The organism is Polynucleobacter sp. MWH-Aus1W21 (genome assembly GCF_018687275.1).
Taxonomy (GTDB): Bacteria; Pseudomonadota; Gammaproteobacteria; order Burkholderiales; family Burkholderiaceae; genus Polynucleobacter.
Genome location: NZ_CP061287.1, coordinates 1,689,750 through 1,703,411 on the forward strand (window position 1 = coordinate 1,689,750; position 13,662 = coordinate 1,703,411).

The following is a 13,662-nucleotide window of genomic DNA, read 5'->3' on the forward strand; positions in this document are numbered from 1 at the left end:
TTACTTTGTTCTGTTAATTAAAATTTATTTAATGCGTTTTTAAATTAAAAAATTAGCTAACCCATTGCTGTACATCACTAGAGTTCACGGTTCTACCGTCCAATAAGGTATAAATTGCATCGCCTTTATCGCCTTTAGATACTGAAGTTACTGGTGAAGCTACGTAAGCAGTTGGTGTTACAGCTACACCCTGAGCATCAACTCCAGACAAACTCAAGTAATACATACCTGCTGGCACTGTATTTCCATCTGCATCTTTACCATTCCAGATGAAATTGGTCATTCCCGAATTCACATCACCAAGATCTACGCTGTTTATTGTGTTTCCGCTTGCATCAGTAATGGTTGCTACTACTGACTTCAGCGCATCTGTTGCGTTTGCCCCCATCATGACTTGGGTAGTTCCGTTAAACGCGATGCCGTTACCAGCTACCGCAGGGCTATGACCAATTAATGCGGCTTGATTCATAAAGTTCACACTTTGCATTTGCGCAAGCATCGCAGACATAGATGTATTCATGCTGCCGATACTGCTCACCATATTGAGCTGTGACATTTGTGCAGTCATCGTTGATGCATCCATTGGAGCCATTGGATCTTGATTTTGAATTTGCGCAATGAGCAACTTCAAAAAGTTTTGCGTTTGCTCAGCCGCCGATGTTCCAGTAGAGCCAGCAGCACCAGCATCTACTGGCGTATTGGCCGTCATTGGATCGTAGGTTCTAATACCGCTTAATGGATTTGTTGCCATTTTATTTCCTCTTATTCGCTCAAATTACTCAAGCTACTCTTTACTTCCCTAAATCAAGCGTCTTTAACATCAGTTGACGCGACACGTTCATTGCTTCTACATTCATTTGATATGAACGTGATGCTGAAATCATGTTCACCATCTCCTCAACTGGATTCACATTAGGCATCTCAACATAACCTGAGGCATTCGCCTTTGGATGCCCTGGCTTATATTCCAGTCTCAAAGGCGCATTGCTTTCAAGCACCTTGCTGACCTCAACTCCAGCACCGGGAGAACCTTCCTTCATCACCGCACTAAATTCGACTTGTCGAGCGCGATAGGGGCGACCATCCGGACCAGATACACTTTCAACGTTCGCAATATTTGATGCGGTAACGTTCAAGCGCAATGCTTGCGCGGTCAGGCCAGTAGAGCCAATATCAAATGCGCCTAATAGACTCATGAGGCCTGCCCTGTAATCGCTGACATACGAGCACGAATGGTGCTACCCAACATATTTAATGCGGACTCAGTAAATACCGAGTTTTTGGTAAATTGACTCAATTCAAGGTCACCGTCGACCGTATTGCCATCCATGGATGGCTGATTTGGAATCCGGTAAAGCAGGCGCGGATCCTCAACAGATACCTTGCCAGGTAGATGCCCAGAATGAGTAGTAGCCAAATTTACTGACTTCGACAGAGAAACGCCGTCAAGCTGGGCCTTCAATACGTCAGCAAAGTTAATATCACGAGCCTTATAGCCCGGAGTGTCAGAATTTGCCAAATTGTTACCCAGCACTTGCTGGCGATAGGTACGCAACTTCAGTGCGTTTTCGCCGAAAGTAAGTGGGTCGTATTGCGGTACTGCGTTCATCAAATCTCCTCCCTATTCGGGGACGAAAAAACCTGAGGGGAAAGTCCTCGCATATGAACATGCAAAGAACGTGCCAATTTAGCCAAACAGAGAATTTATAAGTGATCACTAACTCGATGAGAAAGCGCTGATATGAAATCGCATTCACTAGATGGTGCTATAAAAACCAAAAAACCCCTTTAATTAGGGGTTTTTTAGCTAAGGCGGCAATTTTTGCCACCTATAAATCTTTCATGCAAACTTCCTTAGGCAAAACCTGCCAAAGCCTAAAAAGCTTTAGTTACCCTTGGTCTCTTTAATCAAACGATCTCCTTTAGGCTGCAAAGGGCGAGCATTCATTGGGTAGATGCGATCAAAGTTTTTGACCTGATCTTCACTTACTGAAATTGGATTCTTCATAACAAACCAAAGTACATTCTCACTGCAAGGCGGGGTTGTTAGGGAGCCCATATAGGTGAAGTAGCTTCTATCTGACGGCAACATCTGATTGACATCAATCATGACGCCCGGCATTTCTGTCTTATTTTTTACCAATGGAATGTTATTCCAGAGCGTCTGAATGAGTGGGTTACCCTTTGCTGGCTCGTCACCAAACCAGAATTTGCGGGCTACTGGGCTATTTTTAGTGCTCATCAGCACGCCAACCACAGCCAAACTACCGTCATGGTGCTGATGCACTAGATGAACAACCATATCGGTTCTCTCACCATTAATCGCCTCTTCGCTGGGCTTATGGAAGTGAAATTGAACTAAACGATATTGACGTCCATCAACAATCAAATTACTGCCCTCTCCATAATTCACCATGACAGTATGGCCGTTATCCACGATCGATAACGAAGATGGGCGGTAGAGAAATTCAATGGGGGGCAATTCTGCCTTCACTGCTCTATCAACATTAATATTGATGGGAGACTGCGTTTTACCCTTGAGGCAAGCTAGATTGTCTTTACTCAAATTTCCCCAATTTTCAGGTCCGCCAGGCCCATCTATATAAGACCAATGAACACCATGAGCATCAGCCGCCTCCTTTTCCGAGGACTTGTTCATTTTGGCTGCCGCTTTTGGCTTGGCCTCGGCTGTTTTTGCCTCAGCAGCAGCCGTGCCCGCTGGCAAGTCACCTGTGCGTATGACGATGTCACCCGAGCCCTTACTAATTTTGTTCATGAGCGCCTTGCTCATTTCATCATCGGCTGATCCAGAAACAGCCTTTGGCTTGGAAGCTGGAGTAGCCGTTGCCGCTGGCGCTGGAGCGTCATGGGAATCGCTAGCAATTGCAATGCCCGCAAACATCAAGCCAATTAATAAGCTAAACGCAGCAAGTGAGGGAGGGGTCAGGTTTATCTTTTTCATAGTTTTTCTTACGGCTTATATTGGAATGTTGTTTATATTGCCATATAAATCAATGCTTAAGGCTTATTTTACGACTGGTTTAGGTGTCGCTTTTTTCGATGGGGTCTTTTGTGCCGGAGCTGTGTAGCTTACCGCAGGCTTGTCCGCCATACTGCCCCCTGGCAAAACATCAATCACCGGTGAGCGACTTCTGGAATACATCCAATCACACTTCATGAGACCTGCGCTGTCTTGCTGACTTTCTAGGGGGGTAGACTGCTTAATGGAAACTTCCAACGCCTCATCAGAGGTAGCGGGGGTTAAATCATTACTGGTGGCCCAGCGCAGAAAGCGCTGATAAAGCCCCTGTTTTGGAATTTTTCCAGGATCGGCATAGTAATTGGAACTGCAAATCTGTAAGCGGCGCTCAATTTCGCTTGCGGGCATATAAAAGCCCTCTACCAACAAAGTTGCAACCTTGGTATTGCATCGCGACCATGCTGCTAACTCAATCTTAGAGCCAGTAGTACTCGGCCCATTAGGTTTTTCAAGCGCCATTGCATCGATTTCACATAACATTCGTTGCCCGCGGATTCGCAACTTTTTGCATACATCCGGGCCCCCTTCGTCATAAGCCGAATTTCTATTGCTGGGCGGGAAGGGGTATTTCAACTCACAATCTTCAGGGCCTGTCGGCGCCTGATCAAGAGAATTTTGATTGATAGTATTTTTTTGGGCTACTGTAAGCTTCTCCTCTACAGAACCCATAGAGCCTTGAGCAAAGACTGAGCTTACTAGCAATACAGATAGCATAGCGAAGGCAAGTTTATTCACATTTGTCCTATTGAGCATTTGGGGTTCCCACACCTTGGCGAATGAGTTGCAATGGATTTTCAAGTGAACGCTCCAAAACAATTTGTAAATCCGGAAGAATCATAAATATTACTAAAAAGGCCAAAGGAATACTCACTGCAAATCCTACGGAAAATAAATTCATCTGAGGACTCGTTCTTCCCAAAAAAGCTTGGGTCAAATTAAACATCATATATACCAGCAAAATGGGCATTGATAAGATTAACCCTAAACGAAACGAGGCAGCAACCACATCAACCACCCCTTTAGATGACCATACCCCAGGCCATTGACCTACGGGGATAGTCTTAAAGCTCTCTAACACTAGATCAATCAATACCAAGTGAATATTTAATGTAAAGGCCAACGCAATCACAATCAAACCCAAAAACTGACCTACCAAACCGGAGTCTAGGGTTGGATCTCGGAAATAGGCAGAAGCAAAACTAAAGCCGGCCTGAAAAGAGAGCACTTCTGAAGCAATATCGATCACCATAAAACCAACACGAATGACAAAGCCAATGAAGGCTCCAATTGCCACCTCTATGACTGATGCAAAAAAAGTAATACTTCCAGGATTTGGAATTTGCTCTCCACCAATTAGCGGCATGATGTAAACAGCAAAAGATAGCGCAATGAGCAAACGAAATTGCATAGGCAAAGAACGAAATGCAAACATCGGGGTCGTTAAGAAAAGGCCAAAAACTCTGAGCGAGGCAAACATAAAAATTGCCATGTACTGCTCAATTTGAAGACCGGTCATGGTCAACATAATTTAATTTACTAAACCCGGGATGCGAGCAAAAAGCTCTTTGATGTAATCAGTAAACAAGGCAAGACTCACTGGCCCAATTAACAAAATGACAACACCAAAAACAATTAGCTTTGGAACAAAAGCTACTGTTGATTCATTCACAGAGGTAGCGGCCTGCAAAATACCAATCACTAAACCAACTACCAATAGCGCCATCAGAATTGGTCCAGCCAGGACTGCAGCCATTCTTAATGCCTGATAAACCAAATCGATAACGGTCCCGCTTTCCATGGCCTATTAATTGATATAACTTTGAACTAGGGAAGCTGATAACAAGGTCCAGCCATCCGCTAGTGCGAAAACAATTAATTTCAGCGGAAGAGAAAACATCATCGGCGACACCATGACCATACCCAAAGAGGTCAAGATACTGGCAACTGCAAAGTCAATAACTAAGAATGGCAAATAGATAACAAAGCCAATTAAAAACCCTGTTTTAATTTCTGAGATCGCAAACGCGGGAATCAATACAGTAAAAGGGACATCTTCACGAGCGACAATCTCTTTGCCATATAACTTAGCAAATAGATTTAAATCATCTCTGCGAGTTTGCTTCAACATAAATTCTTTTAAAGGTTTTGCTCCCACCTCTACCGCCTGGGGAAAGCCCATCTTACCGGCTGAATAGGGTTGGTAAGCATTTTGATAAATGGAATCGAATACTGGATTCATGATGAATAAGGTCAGGAAAAAAGATAGGCCAATCAACACAATGTTTGGTGGCATTGTTGTTAAGCCCAGAGCCTGACGCAATAAAGAAAACACAATTAAGATGCGTGTAAAACTGGTCATCAGCACCAATGCTGCTGGCAAGAAGCTCAGCGCCGTTAAAGCTAAGATCGTTTCCACAGGAACCGCGTACAGCGTACCACCACCGGATTGTTTAGCAGTCACTAGCGGTAAGGTCTGACCCCATGCAAACAGTGGCAGCAGCCCAATGAGGACAGTGAATGCTGTCGACCACCAAAAGATTTTGCGCTTCAACTCAACTTCCTTTTAACAAACTGGCGTAAGTTGTTTGCAAAGTCTGCAGTTGTGGGTTGAGGCTTGAGATTAGCTACATCTTCCGGCTCTAACTCGGTTAATAGAGTAATTTGTGATGGTGTATGACCCACCACTAAGATTCGATTGAGAACATTCAAGACAACGACTCGCTCCCGTGGGCCAAGTGCCTGTTGAGCTAAGATCATGACATGGGGATTAGTTGCCCTCATTGCTGAATCGCGCTTCACAAGATAGGCGACGATCCATATAAGTGCGGCTGCTAATGCTAGCCAAATAAATGAAAAAAGTAACATACCTCCAACCGAGGACCCCATGTCAAATTAACGATTAATTTTACGAAGTCGTTCTGCTGGAGTAACAATGTCGGTCAAACGAATGCCATAACGATCATTCACAATCACCACTTCGCCCTGCGCAACCAAACAACCATTTACAACCACTTCCAGTGGTTCACCAGCCAAAATATCCAACTCTATTACCGAGCCATATGTGAGGTTGAGTAAGTTTCGAATTTGCATCTTGGCACGGCCCAATTCAACCGTTACTTGGACTGGCACATCCATCACCAAGTCAATTTCATTGAAATCAGCGTTGGCTTTTGTACCATCTTCTAAATTATTAAAAGTGGCTTTGCGCAAAGAACCTGACACATCTGTGCTGGTAAGCGATTTCGCTAAATCGTTGTCATTTTCAGCCATTACGTCCTCTTCTTTGTGCTTTCTCTATGCTTTTAGGCATCAGGCACTAAGCCGTCTGCAATCTCGCTAATTGTATCTCTAGCGACAGTAGTCATTGGGGTTTCTGCCGAGACATGCGCTGGCTCGGTGATCTGTTCATAAAGTTCGCCCTTTTCAGCGCTGCGCATCATGCTTGGGCCCAGTCTTGCGCTCTCCAGCGGACTCTTCAAAAACTCTGCTGGATGCTGAATAGTACCCACCTTAACTGAGTAGCGCCCATCTTTTGTGCCGTACTGCCCCTTAATCACTGGTAAGCCATCCACGTACACGGTAACGGGATCGTTAATTTCGATAGGAATAATGTCGCCTACCGATAAAGAGGTGATTTCACGCAGAAGCATTTGCTTGCGAGCCAAAACTGCTACTGCCGTAACGGGCGCTTCATGCACCTGATCACTAAGTAAATCGGTCCAGTGCTGGTCAGGCTCCGTCGCAAAGCCTTGCATATTGTTGTACAAGATGCTTTTAACTGGTTCTAGCACCCAAAATGGAATACAAAGATCAATATCGCCAGGGCGTCCATTAATTTCAATTGTGAATTTAGAATGCAAAACCATCTCGCCTGGCGAGGTTATTTTTGCAAAGCCAAAGTTGGTTTCTTGGCGCATGAAGTCAAACTTGATTTCATAGACTGATTTCCAAGCCTTTTCATATTCACTTAAAAAAGCATCCACCAGACGGCGAATAATTCTGAGTTCAGTGGCCGTATATTCACGCAAATTCAAACGGGGGGCTAAGCGTCCCTCACCGCCAAACATGTTATCAATCGCAATATATACAACGCCTGGATCAACAATCCAGCAGCCAACACCCCGCAATGGGCGAATACCAACAATATTAATATTGGTCCGCTCTGGAAATTCATCGACAAATTTTTGATAGCTTTTGACAACCGGAAGATGCATTTGCACCTCAATCGGTGCGCGAATCATATTAAAGAGTGTCAAACGAACGGCACGGCTAAAACGCTCGTGAATAAGCTCCAGCGTCGGCATGCGGCGCCGAGCAATAATCTTCGATTTATCAAACATCGCACGCTGATCTTCAGCGTCAATGTTCATTTCGACATTGATTTCCTCTGCCGCCATGATTTCCTAAGTGGACTTTTTTAAGAAGTCGATTACTGCATCACAAAAGAACTAAACAACACAGCCTGAACGGGTAAATCCATTTCAGTCACATTCCAAAATTCTGCCGCGGCTCTAGCTGCTTCTCCGGTAATTTTCTGACCCGAGGATGTTTCTTTTGGAACTGCGCCAATTCGTTCTAAGTTTTGCAAATCAGCGGTGCCTGGCTGTTGCTGCAATACATAAATTGCAGTCAGTTGTGGCGCAATGATCGAATTAATAACCAAAGCAATTTCACGAGCCATCATGACTTTGCCCTCTACAGTAGCCAATTCTTGCATCTGGCGTGAAGACAATACGGTAATAATCTTATCCCGAATAACTGGCATAAAATTTTTGATCTTGCCTTCGGTAGATGAATCGTTTGTTCTGAGAACAATCTTGGTTTGCAAATAATGCTCACCACCACGTCCAGGAAGATTCACTACCATCTCTTCCAACGGAATATAGATTGGAGGCGCATTTTCTTTGCGTTCCGTTAACTGCTTCTTGAGAATATTTTCTGGGCGCTTAGCTTCTTCTTCAGCATGCTTTTTTGCTTCCTCAGCATGGCTCATATACATATAACCACCAACAGCGCCGCCGATGACTACAACCAATCCAATAATGATGAAGAGCATCTTCTTGCTTTTAGGCTTTTCACCGTGTTCTTCACCGCCATCATTTTGAACAGGGGGCGGCGCAGAAGCTGCAGCAGCAGCCGCAGCGTTTGGATCTAGTGTGGGTTCAACGCGTTCTTCTTCAGCCATTGCTGTCTTCCTCTTTACTCAATGATATCAAGCATACAGGTGAACTGTACTGCTATTTCCCCTATTATCACCTGATCCGATAGAACTGAGGGCTTGTGATGAGCTTAAGCCTTGAGAAAGCGTTGTGTTATTGGTGTAGAAGGTTTGGCGCGGGTTTGCAAACGCCTGATCTCTAGCCTGCTGGGACTGATTACCTTGACGTAAATCCAGCGATAAATTTAGACCCATTTGGGCGAATTCATTCTTAAGACTCTGACCACCCTGGTCTAGACGAGACTTAGTGGCATCGCTTGCACCTTCCACAATTAAGTGAGCTTGTCCACTTTGGCTAATGCGCAAATCAATGCGAATAGTCCCTTGTTCTGGAGGGGTTAACTCCAACATAATTCTGCCGCCACCTGATTTTGCGGCGCTCATGACCTCATTATGCAAAGGGCCACTTGCTAGGGAGACTTCGGAAGCCTTGATCTCCACTTTTTGAGCATTTGCCGCCAAATGAGTATCGGCTTTAGCTAAATTGCCATTAGCGGCAGCCGCTAATGCATTTAAATCTTGCCGATCAGAAGGGGCCTGCAATTCAGTCGGCTTAAATTTTACTGTTTCGAGTTCGCCCAACTTTGCCTTAATGGGCTCTAACTCAGACTGACCCAATTTAGGCGTGTCATTTTGAGATTTAAGGGGATTTAGTGAGCTCAGACTGGAATCAATTGCCGCCTGTGCTTTAGGCATTAAGGATTTATCACCAAGAGTAGTTGGGGCTAAGACGCTGTCCTGACCTTTACCTTTTTGCAATTTATCAGCAGCGCTAGTAAATGCCTGAGGCAATTTACGCTCAGTTAGATTCTGAATCGTCTGTGCTCTGGCTGGGTCTACAGCAGCATTTGGGTCAGTAGCAGCAGCTTTAGCCTGCGCTTCCCCTTGTACCCCAATTAATTTAATACCGCCTAGATTTGCCTTATCAGCACTACCTTTATTAATCAGATCGGTTAGCTGAGATTGCAAGTCAGCCGGCAAGGTAACGCCATTTTTCTGAGCCAAACTTTGAATAGCGCTTGCAATTTGAGCCGGGGTTTGGCCTGAAGCTTGATTTTGGGAGTTAGACACCAATGCTTGCAATAAATTAGCTGCTTGCGTTTGCATAGCCGCATCGGGCGCTTGTCCATTAGCGCGCATTGCTTTAGAGAGCGCCTGACTTATTAGTGAAAGCTGCTTGGGATCCAACTGCTGACCCGCAAGGCCAAGCATATCTTGTGGCGTAGTGGCTTGGCCATTTAGGCTTGCCATTAATTTTTGAATATCAGATACCTGCGCATCACCGGACCCTTGAGGAAGGCTAAGCGCACTTTGCACATTCTGTACCTGGCCATTTTGGGCCAACAATCCTTGAGCGGCCAATTGGGCCATTAATAACTGCATTGGGTCGGAACTATTTGCAGAGTTTTGCGAATCTTGCTGAGCAATCGGCAAATTTTGCCGATTTACAAAAGCCGGCTTGGAATGTGGAGTGGAGTACTTGTCTGAACTCGCTTGCACACCCTGGCGAGCCATCCTGGATTGATCTAACGCAGCCATGTAAGCCTCAAAACCAGCGGACAAAGCAGAGCCGCCAGGCGTAGAGCCTGACTTAGCAACAGCATTATTCGCGCTGTTTTTTGCTGCTTGTATCTGAATTTGACCAACTGACGACATAGTTTCTCCAAAAGGAACACTACTTACTATGCATCTTTCGTGCCAGAATTGACGCTGAGTCTTGCGGCGTAGTTATCTTCAAACTGATTCATTTCTGCCTTAGCCTTTTTCTTACGGGCTTCCAGCCTCTTTTTATCGACTAGTTTTGTGAGTCCACGGGTACGCATTCTTGCCTGGGTGGCGACTGCAAGCGTATCTTCAGAAGCTCTTGAGAGCCCCAAAATCTGACCATCCATCTCTACAGCGCTTTGAATGAGCTTTTCTCTGAAGGCATTAGCATCTTGCATAAAGGCTACGGAGAGGGTTTCGTTAGCAGCCGCTAACATTTGACCTTCATATTCTTTGGCGTACTCAAGCACTTGATTTTTAAAGGCTTTTGTTTGATTTACTTGTCCAGCTACACGTTTGGCACGCGCCATAGCCTGATCCTCGCGGATTTTGGCTAAACGCAGCAATAGCTCTATAGCAGACATAAGAAGATTTTAGGCCGCCGGGGGCGCTATTTCAAACAAAAGTGTTTCTGTTTGATCGATTGGAATGGCAACTTCTGCATCTTGCTGCAAAAAAGCTTGGATTTTGGGCCATGCCTGCAGGGCAGCATCCAATTCAGGGTCGGTGCCTGCAATATAGGCACCCATAGAAACCAGATCACGTCCCCGCATATATCTACTATAAAGTTGCTTGAGGCGCCTAGCTGACAATAAATGCTCTTTAGAAACTACTTTGGGCATGACCCGGGATATGGACTTTTCGACATCGATTGCTGGGTAGTGGCCGCTATCTGCCAACTCTCTAGAGAGGAAAAAATGACCGTCTAAAATGCCCCTCGCGGTATCAGCCACAGGATCATTCGTATCATCCCCTTCCAGGAGCACGGTGTAAAACGCGGTAATTGAGCCATCTGGATTGGCGCCATTACCAACACGCTCCACCAACTCAGGCATACGCGCAAAAACGCTTGGCGGGTAACCCCTTGCAACTGGCGCCTCTCCAAGGCTAAGACCAATCTCGCGTAAGGCCATTGCGTACCTTGTTAGCGAGTCCACAATCAAAACCACATGCTTGCCTTGATCCCTAAACCAAATCGCTACATCGGTAGCATAAGAAGCGCCCTTAGAGCGGGCTAATGGGGAGGCGTCAGCAGGAGCCGCAACCACAACCGCACGCTTAAATGATTCTGGGCCAAGCGTTTCTTCACAAAACTCTCGCACCTCACGGCCTCGCTCACCGACCAAGCCAATCACAATGACGTCTGCCACGCAATTACGAGCAAGCATTCCAAGCAATACGCTTTTACCAACTCCAGAACCAGCAAAAATTCCCACCCTTTGACCTCGACCCACTGTGAGCAATCCATTGACTGCCTGAATACCCACATCCAATGGCTCATGAATGGGCGTTCGATCTAAGGGATTTAAAGTGCGCTGGATGGTGGGAGCAAATTGCTTTTCTCCGTAGCCTTTACCATCAATGGGACGACCCAAGCCGTCTACCACTCGGCCTAGCAAGCTTTCGCCAATTGGCAAGGGCTCACCAATCGCGCTTGAGGTATAGCCCACTCCAGAGCTAAATGGCGTATTGGCTGGATACACCAAAGCACCAGGAGAAATGCCTTCCATAGCATCAATGGGCATCAAATACGTGATACCGCCATTAAAACCAATGCACTCAGCATCATAAGTCTTGCCGCCAATCTCAGAGAGGATCGTTGCCCCAGTACCAATACTCATTGGCAAGCCTTCAACCTCTAAGACAATTCCAGATACCCGTTTTAATTTACCTTCGCGAATCGATCTAGGCATTTCCATCAAATGCTGCTTACGCATCTCTAACTGAATTGCTACTTCAGCCGGCTGCAATTGACTCATGAAGCTCCAACCTCTTTGTCATCGTCTTCGTGAACTTCTGAATGTGGGCCCTCTTGATTTATTTCTTCAACGCTACCCGCTTCATTAGCAACAAATGGAGCATCGCTTGCCGCCAATTCATCACTATTGATATTCAAACCTAGAGCCGACTTCACCAACGCTACACGGGCTTGTGATCCAACATCAATTCGCGCACCCGCAACCTCAACATAAGCATGTCCAGGACGAACATCAGCATCGAGCAAAATAGTGCAGTTAAAAGGAAGGCCGGGATCATCAACGATTTTTTTCCAGGTCTCCACTTCTTCGGCGCGAAGTCTGAGGTATAAATTTTCACCTGGACGAGGTAAGCGCATTAATGCCTCTTGCACTGCCGCCACAAAAGGAGCGCGCTCCATAGAGGCATTAGCGGCAAGACGGCTGGCTACCTCATAGCTAAATTGTGTCAGAGGTTCAGCGATGGCTTCTGGCATTCCCGTTAAGACTTCAAGCAGTTGACCTAAGGCGTCTTGCAAACGCTTGGTTTCTGTATCTGCCTCGACATAACCTTGTTTGTAACCTTCGCGATAACCCGATTCTTTACCTTCTTTGTAACCAGCATCACGGCCTTCTACAAAACCTTGGTTAGAACCGAGCCCATAGGCTTCTTGAAAGGCATTTTCACGAATGGCCTCCACCTCTTCAACAGTAGGATATTGAATAGGCGCAACTTTAGGAGGCTTAGGGGGCTTAGGAGGATCAAAGGAAGGCGGCTCCCACCTCGTTAGCAATGAGTCCTCATCAGAGGAAGGCATCAGCTGACTTGCCCCTTTCCATAATCATGCGACCTTCATCAGCAAGGGTGCGCGCAATACGAATAACTTCTTTTTGCATCTCTTCGACTTCTTGAACCTTGACTGGTGGCCTTGTCTCTAAATCTTCGCGTACACCGTCGGCAGCGCGCTTGGCCATATTTCTGAAGAGTTTTTCCCGCAGTTTCGGACTTGCACCTTTGAGCGCAAGGATAAGTGTCTCTTGGGGAACCTCGAGCAATAATGTTTGTAATGAACGATCTTCGATGTCGTTGAAGTCTTCGAAAATAAACATCTTCTCCTGAATCGCATCTGCCAACTCTTCATTGAAGTTACGAATCGTGTTGAGCGCATCTTTATCAAGACCGCCAGAAAGCATATTGAGAATCTCAGCAGTAGGCACAACACCACCCACCGTACTTCTACGGAAATCGGCATCGGGACCAGCTGAACGTGACATGACTTCGTTGAGTTCTTTCAAAGCCGCAGGTTGAACCTTCTCTAATAAAGCAATACGTAAGATTAACTCGTTACGCAGATCATCGGCGAATAATTTGAGTACAGCCGCAGCTTGAGACGGCTCAAGGAACACCATCACGGTTGCAATAATTTGCGGATGCTCATTTTTAATCATCTCGTACAGAACATCGGATTCCATACGTTTAAGCGTTTCAATACCCGACATGTCCAAAGTAGACTCAAGGCGGCCCAATAAGTCAGATGCGCCTTCAGCGCCCATCGCCTTGGTGAGCATGTTTTGCATGAAGGAATCGGTATCGAATGCAACGTGCGAATTGTTCGCTGTTACATCCTTAAATTGACGCAATACCTGCAAAACTAAATCTCGACTCAGTGAGCGCACAACCGCCATTTTGCCGGATAAGCGTTGCACCTCAAACGGGGTCATGCCTCGCAATACGTTGGCAGCAGACTCGGCACCAACAGCCAAAAGCACAACCGCTGCACGTGATGCGCCATCTAACTCATCAAAGGTAAGAGTACCGGCTTGCGTCGCGCCCTTAACGCCTTCTTTAAGCGCTTCTGCAATCGAGAGACTTTTAGGTGCGGCGACTTCTTCTTCAGCCATGA

Annotated in this window: 17 protein-coding genes; all 17 read right to left on the reverse strand. The window is 45.9% G+C overall.

Annotated elements, in window-relative coordinates; all coding sequences use genetic code 11:
- Nucleotides 1-52: 52 nt before the first annotated feature.
- The 17 genes from ICW03_RS08820 to fliG all read right to left on the reverse strand — a co-directional run bounded on the left by ICW03_RS08820 (nucleotide 53) and on the right by fliG (nucleotide 13,660).
- On the reverse strand, nucleotides 53-751 hold the full coding sequence (locus ICW03_RS08820; RefSeq protein WP_215347435.1) for a flagellar hook assembly protein FlgD: 699 nt from the start codon (nucleotides 749-751) through the stop codon (nucleotides 53-55).
- 40 nt (nucleotides 752-791) lie between these two features.
- The gene (gene flgC / locus ICW03_RS08825) at nucleotides 792-1,196 is read right to left on the reverse strand and encodes a flagellar basal body rod protein FlgC (RefSeq protein WP_215347436.1); all 405 of its coding nucleotides are present in this window, start codon (nucleotides 1,194-1,196) and stop codon (nucleotides 792-794) included.
- Nucleotides 1,193-1,609 (reverse strand): flagellar basal body rod protein FlgB, encoded by a 417-nt coding sequence (gene flgB, locus ICW03_RS08830; RefSeq protein WP_215347438.1) that lies wholly within the window; start codon nucleotides 1,607-1,609, stop codon nucleotides 1,193-1,195. Before flgB ends, flgC begins: the two co-directional genes overlap by 4 nt.
- A gap of 276 nt (nucleotides 1,610-1,885) precedes the next feature.
- Nucleotides 1,886-2,962 (reverse strand): carbonic anhydrase, encoded by a 1,077-nt coding sequence (locus ICW03_RS08835; protein ID WP_215347440.1) that lies wholly within the window; start codon nucleotides 2,960-2,962, stop codon nucleotides 1,886-1,888.
- 63 nt (nucleotides 2,963-3,025) lie between these two features.
- The gene (locus tag ICW03_RS08840; protein WP_215347442.1) at nucleotides 3,026-3,775 is read right to left on the reverse strand and encodes a hypothetical protein; all 750 of its coding nucleotides are present in this window, start codon (nucleotides 3,773-3,775) and stop codon (nucleotides 3,026-3,028) included.
- 7 nt (nucleotides 3,776-3,782) lie between these two features.
- Nucleotides 3,783-4,565 (reverse strand): flagellar biosynthetic protein FliR, encoded by a 783-nt coding sequence (locus ICW03_RS08845; RefSeq protein ID WP_215347444.1) that lies wholly within the window; start codon nucleotides 4,563-4,565, stop codon nucleotides 3,783-3,785.
- A gap of 3 nt (nucleotides 4,566-4,568) precedes the next feature.
- A complete protein-coding gene (locus tag ICW03_RS08850) occupies nucleotides 4,569-4,838 on the reverse strand; it encodes a flagellar biosynthetic protein FliQ (RefSeq protein WP_215347445.1) in 270 nt (89 codons plus the stop codon).
- 6 nt (nucleotides 4,839-4,844) lie between these two features.
- A complete protein-coding gene (gene fliP / locus ICW03_RS08855; RefSeq protein ID WP_251374382.1) occupies nucleotides 4,845-5,591 on the reverse strand; it encodes a flagellar type III secretion system pore protein FliP in 747 nt (248 codons plus the stop codon).
- The gene (fliO, locus tag ICW03_RS08860) at nucleotides 5,588-5,905 is read right to left on the reverse strand and encodes a flagellar biosynthetic protein FliO (RefSeq protein ID WP_215347446.1); all 318 of its coding nucleotides are present in this window, start codon (nucleotides 5,903-5,905) and stop codon (nucleotides 5,588-5,590) included. Before fliO ends, fliP begins: the two co-directional genes overlap by 4 nt.
- Before the next feature lie 27 nt (nucleotides 5,906-5,932).
- Nucleotides 5,933-6,310: a flagellar motor switch protein FliN gene (gene fliN, locus ICW03_RS08865; RefSeq protein ID WP_215347447.1), complete on the reverse strand. Its 378-nt coding sequence runs from the start codon at nucleotides 6,308-6,310 to the stop codon at nucleotides 5,933-5,935.
- Nucleotides 6,311-6,342: 32 nt separating this feature from the next.
- The gene (fliM, locus tag ICW03_RS08870; protein WP_215347448.1) at nucleotides 6,343-7,437 is read right to left on the reverse strand and encodes a flagellar motor switch protein FliM; all 1,095 of its coding nucleotides are present in this window, start codon (nucleotides 7,435-7,437) and stop codon (nucleotides 6,343-6,345) included.
- 32 nt (nucleotides 7,438-7,469) lie between these two features.
- Nucleotides 7,470-8,225, reverse strand: a complete 756-nt coding sequence (locus tag ICW03_RS08875) for a flagellar basal body-associated FliL family protein (RefSeq protein WP_215347450.1) — start codon at nucleotides 8,223-8,225, stop codon at nucleotides 7,470-7,472.
- 27 nt (nucleotides 8,226-8,252) lie between these two features.
- A complete protein-coding gene (locus ICW03_RS08880) occupies nucleotides 8,253-9,914 on the reverse strand; it encodes a flagellar hook-length control protein FliK (protein WP_215347452.1) in 1,662 nt (553 codons plus the stop codon).
- Nucleotides 9,915-9,940: 26 nt separating this feature from the next.
- Complete coding sequence (locus tag ICW03_RS08885; protein WP_215347454.1) at nucleotides 9,941-10,387, reverse strand: flagellar export protein FliJ; 447 nt, start codon at nucleotides 10,385-10,387, stop codon at nucleotides 9,941-9,943.
- A gap of 9 nt (nucleotides 10,388-10,396) precedes the next feature.
- Nucleotides 10,397-11,782 (reverse strand): FliI/YscN family ATPase, encoded by a 1,386-nt coding sequence (locus ICW03_RS08890; protein WP_215347455.1) that lies wholly within the window; start codon nucleotides 11,780-11,782, stop codon nucleotides 10,397-10,399.
- Nucleotides 11,779-12,576, reverse strand: a complete 798-nt coding sequence (locus ICW03_RS08895) for a FliH/SctL family protein (RefSeq protein ID WP_215347457.1) — start codon at nucleotides 12,574-12,576, stop codon at nucleotides 11,779-11,781. Before ICW03_RS08895 ends, ICW03_RS08890 begins: the two co-directional genes overlap by 4 nt.
- Nucleotides 12,563-13,660 carry a flagellar motor switch protein FliG gene (gene fliG / locus ICW03_RS08900; protein ID WP_215347459.1) on the reverse strand — a complete coding sequence of 366 codons (1,098 nt, stop codon included), beginning with the start codon at nucleotides 13,658-13,660 and terminating at the stop codon, nucleotides 12,563-12,565. Before fliG ends, ICW03_RS08895 begins: the two co-directional genes overlap by 14 nt.
- Nucleotides 13,661-13,662 lie beyond the last annotated feature (2 nt).

Excerpts from the sequence above, each read along its gene's own strand:
- ICW03_RS08820 (WP_215347435.1), bottom strand. The coding sequence starts at position 751 with ATGGCAACAAATCCATTAAGCGGTATTAGAACCTACGATCCAATGACG.
- flgC (WP_215347436.1), bottom strand. The coding sequence starts at position 1,196 with ATGAGTCTATTAGGCGCATTTGATATTGGCTCTACTGGCCTGACCGCG.
- flgB (WP_215347438.1), bottom strand. The coding sequence starts at position 1,609 with ATGAACGCAGTACCGCAATACGACCCACTTACTTTCGGCGAAAACGCA.
- ICW03_RS08835 (WP_215347440.1), bottom strand. The coding sequence starts at position 2,962 with ATGAAAAAGATAAACCTGACCCCTCCCTCACTTGCTGCGTTTAGCTTA.
- ICW03_RS08845 (WP_215347444.1), bottom strand. The coding sequence starts at position 4,565 with ATGTTGACCATGACCGGTCTTCAAATTGAGCAGTACATGGCAATTTTT.
- ICW03_RS08850 (WP_215347445.1), bottom strand. The coding sequence starts at position 4,838 with ATGGAAAGCGGGACCGTTATCGATTTGGTTTATCAGGCATTAAGAATG.
- fliO (WP_215347446.1), bottom strand. The coding sequence starts at position 5,905 with ATGTTACTTTTTTCATTTATTTGGCTAGCATTAGCAGCCGCACTTATA.
- fliN (WP_215347447.1), bottom strand. The coding sequence starts at position 6,310 with ATGGCTGAAAATGACAACGATTTAGCGAAATCGCTTACCAGCACAGAT.
- fliM (WP_215347448.1), bottom strand. The coding sequence starts at position 7,437 with ATGGCGGCAGAGGAAATCAATGTCGAAATGAACATTGACGCTGAAGAT.
- ICW03_RS08875 (WP_215347450.1), bottom strand. The coding sequence starts at position 8,225 with ATGGCTGAAGAAGAACGCGTTGAACCCACACTAGATCCAAACGCTGCG.
- ICW03_RS08880 (WP_215347452.1), bottom strand. The coding sequence starts at position 9,914 with ATGTCGTCAGTTGGTCAAATTCAGATACAAGCAGCAAAAAACAGCGCG.
- ICW03_RS08885 (WP_215347454.1), bottom strand. The coding sequence starts at position 10,387 with ATGTCTGCTATAGAGCTATTGCTGCGTTTAGCCAAAATCCGCGAGGAT.
- ICW03_RS08890 (WP_215347455.1), bottom strand. The coding sequence starts at position 11,782 with ATGAGTCAATTGCAGCCGGCTGAAGTAGCAATTCAGTTAGAGATGCGT.
- ICW03_RS08895 (WP_215347457.1), bottom strand. The coding sequence starts at position 12,576 with ATGCCTTCCTCTGATGAGGACTCATTGCTAACGAGGTGGGAGCCGCCT.
- fliG (WP_215347459.1), bottom strand. The coding sequence starts at position 13,660 with ATGGCTGAAGAAGAAGTCGCCGCACCTAAAAGTCTCTCGATTGCAGAA.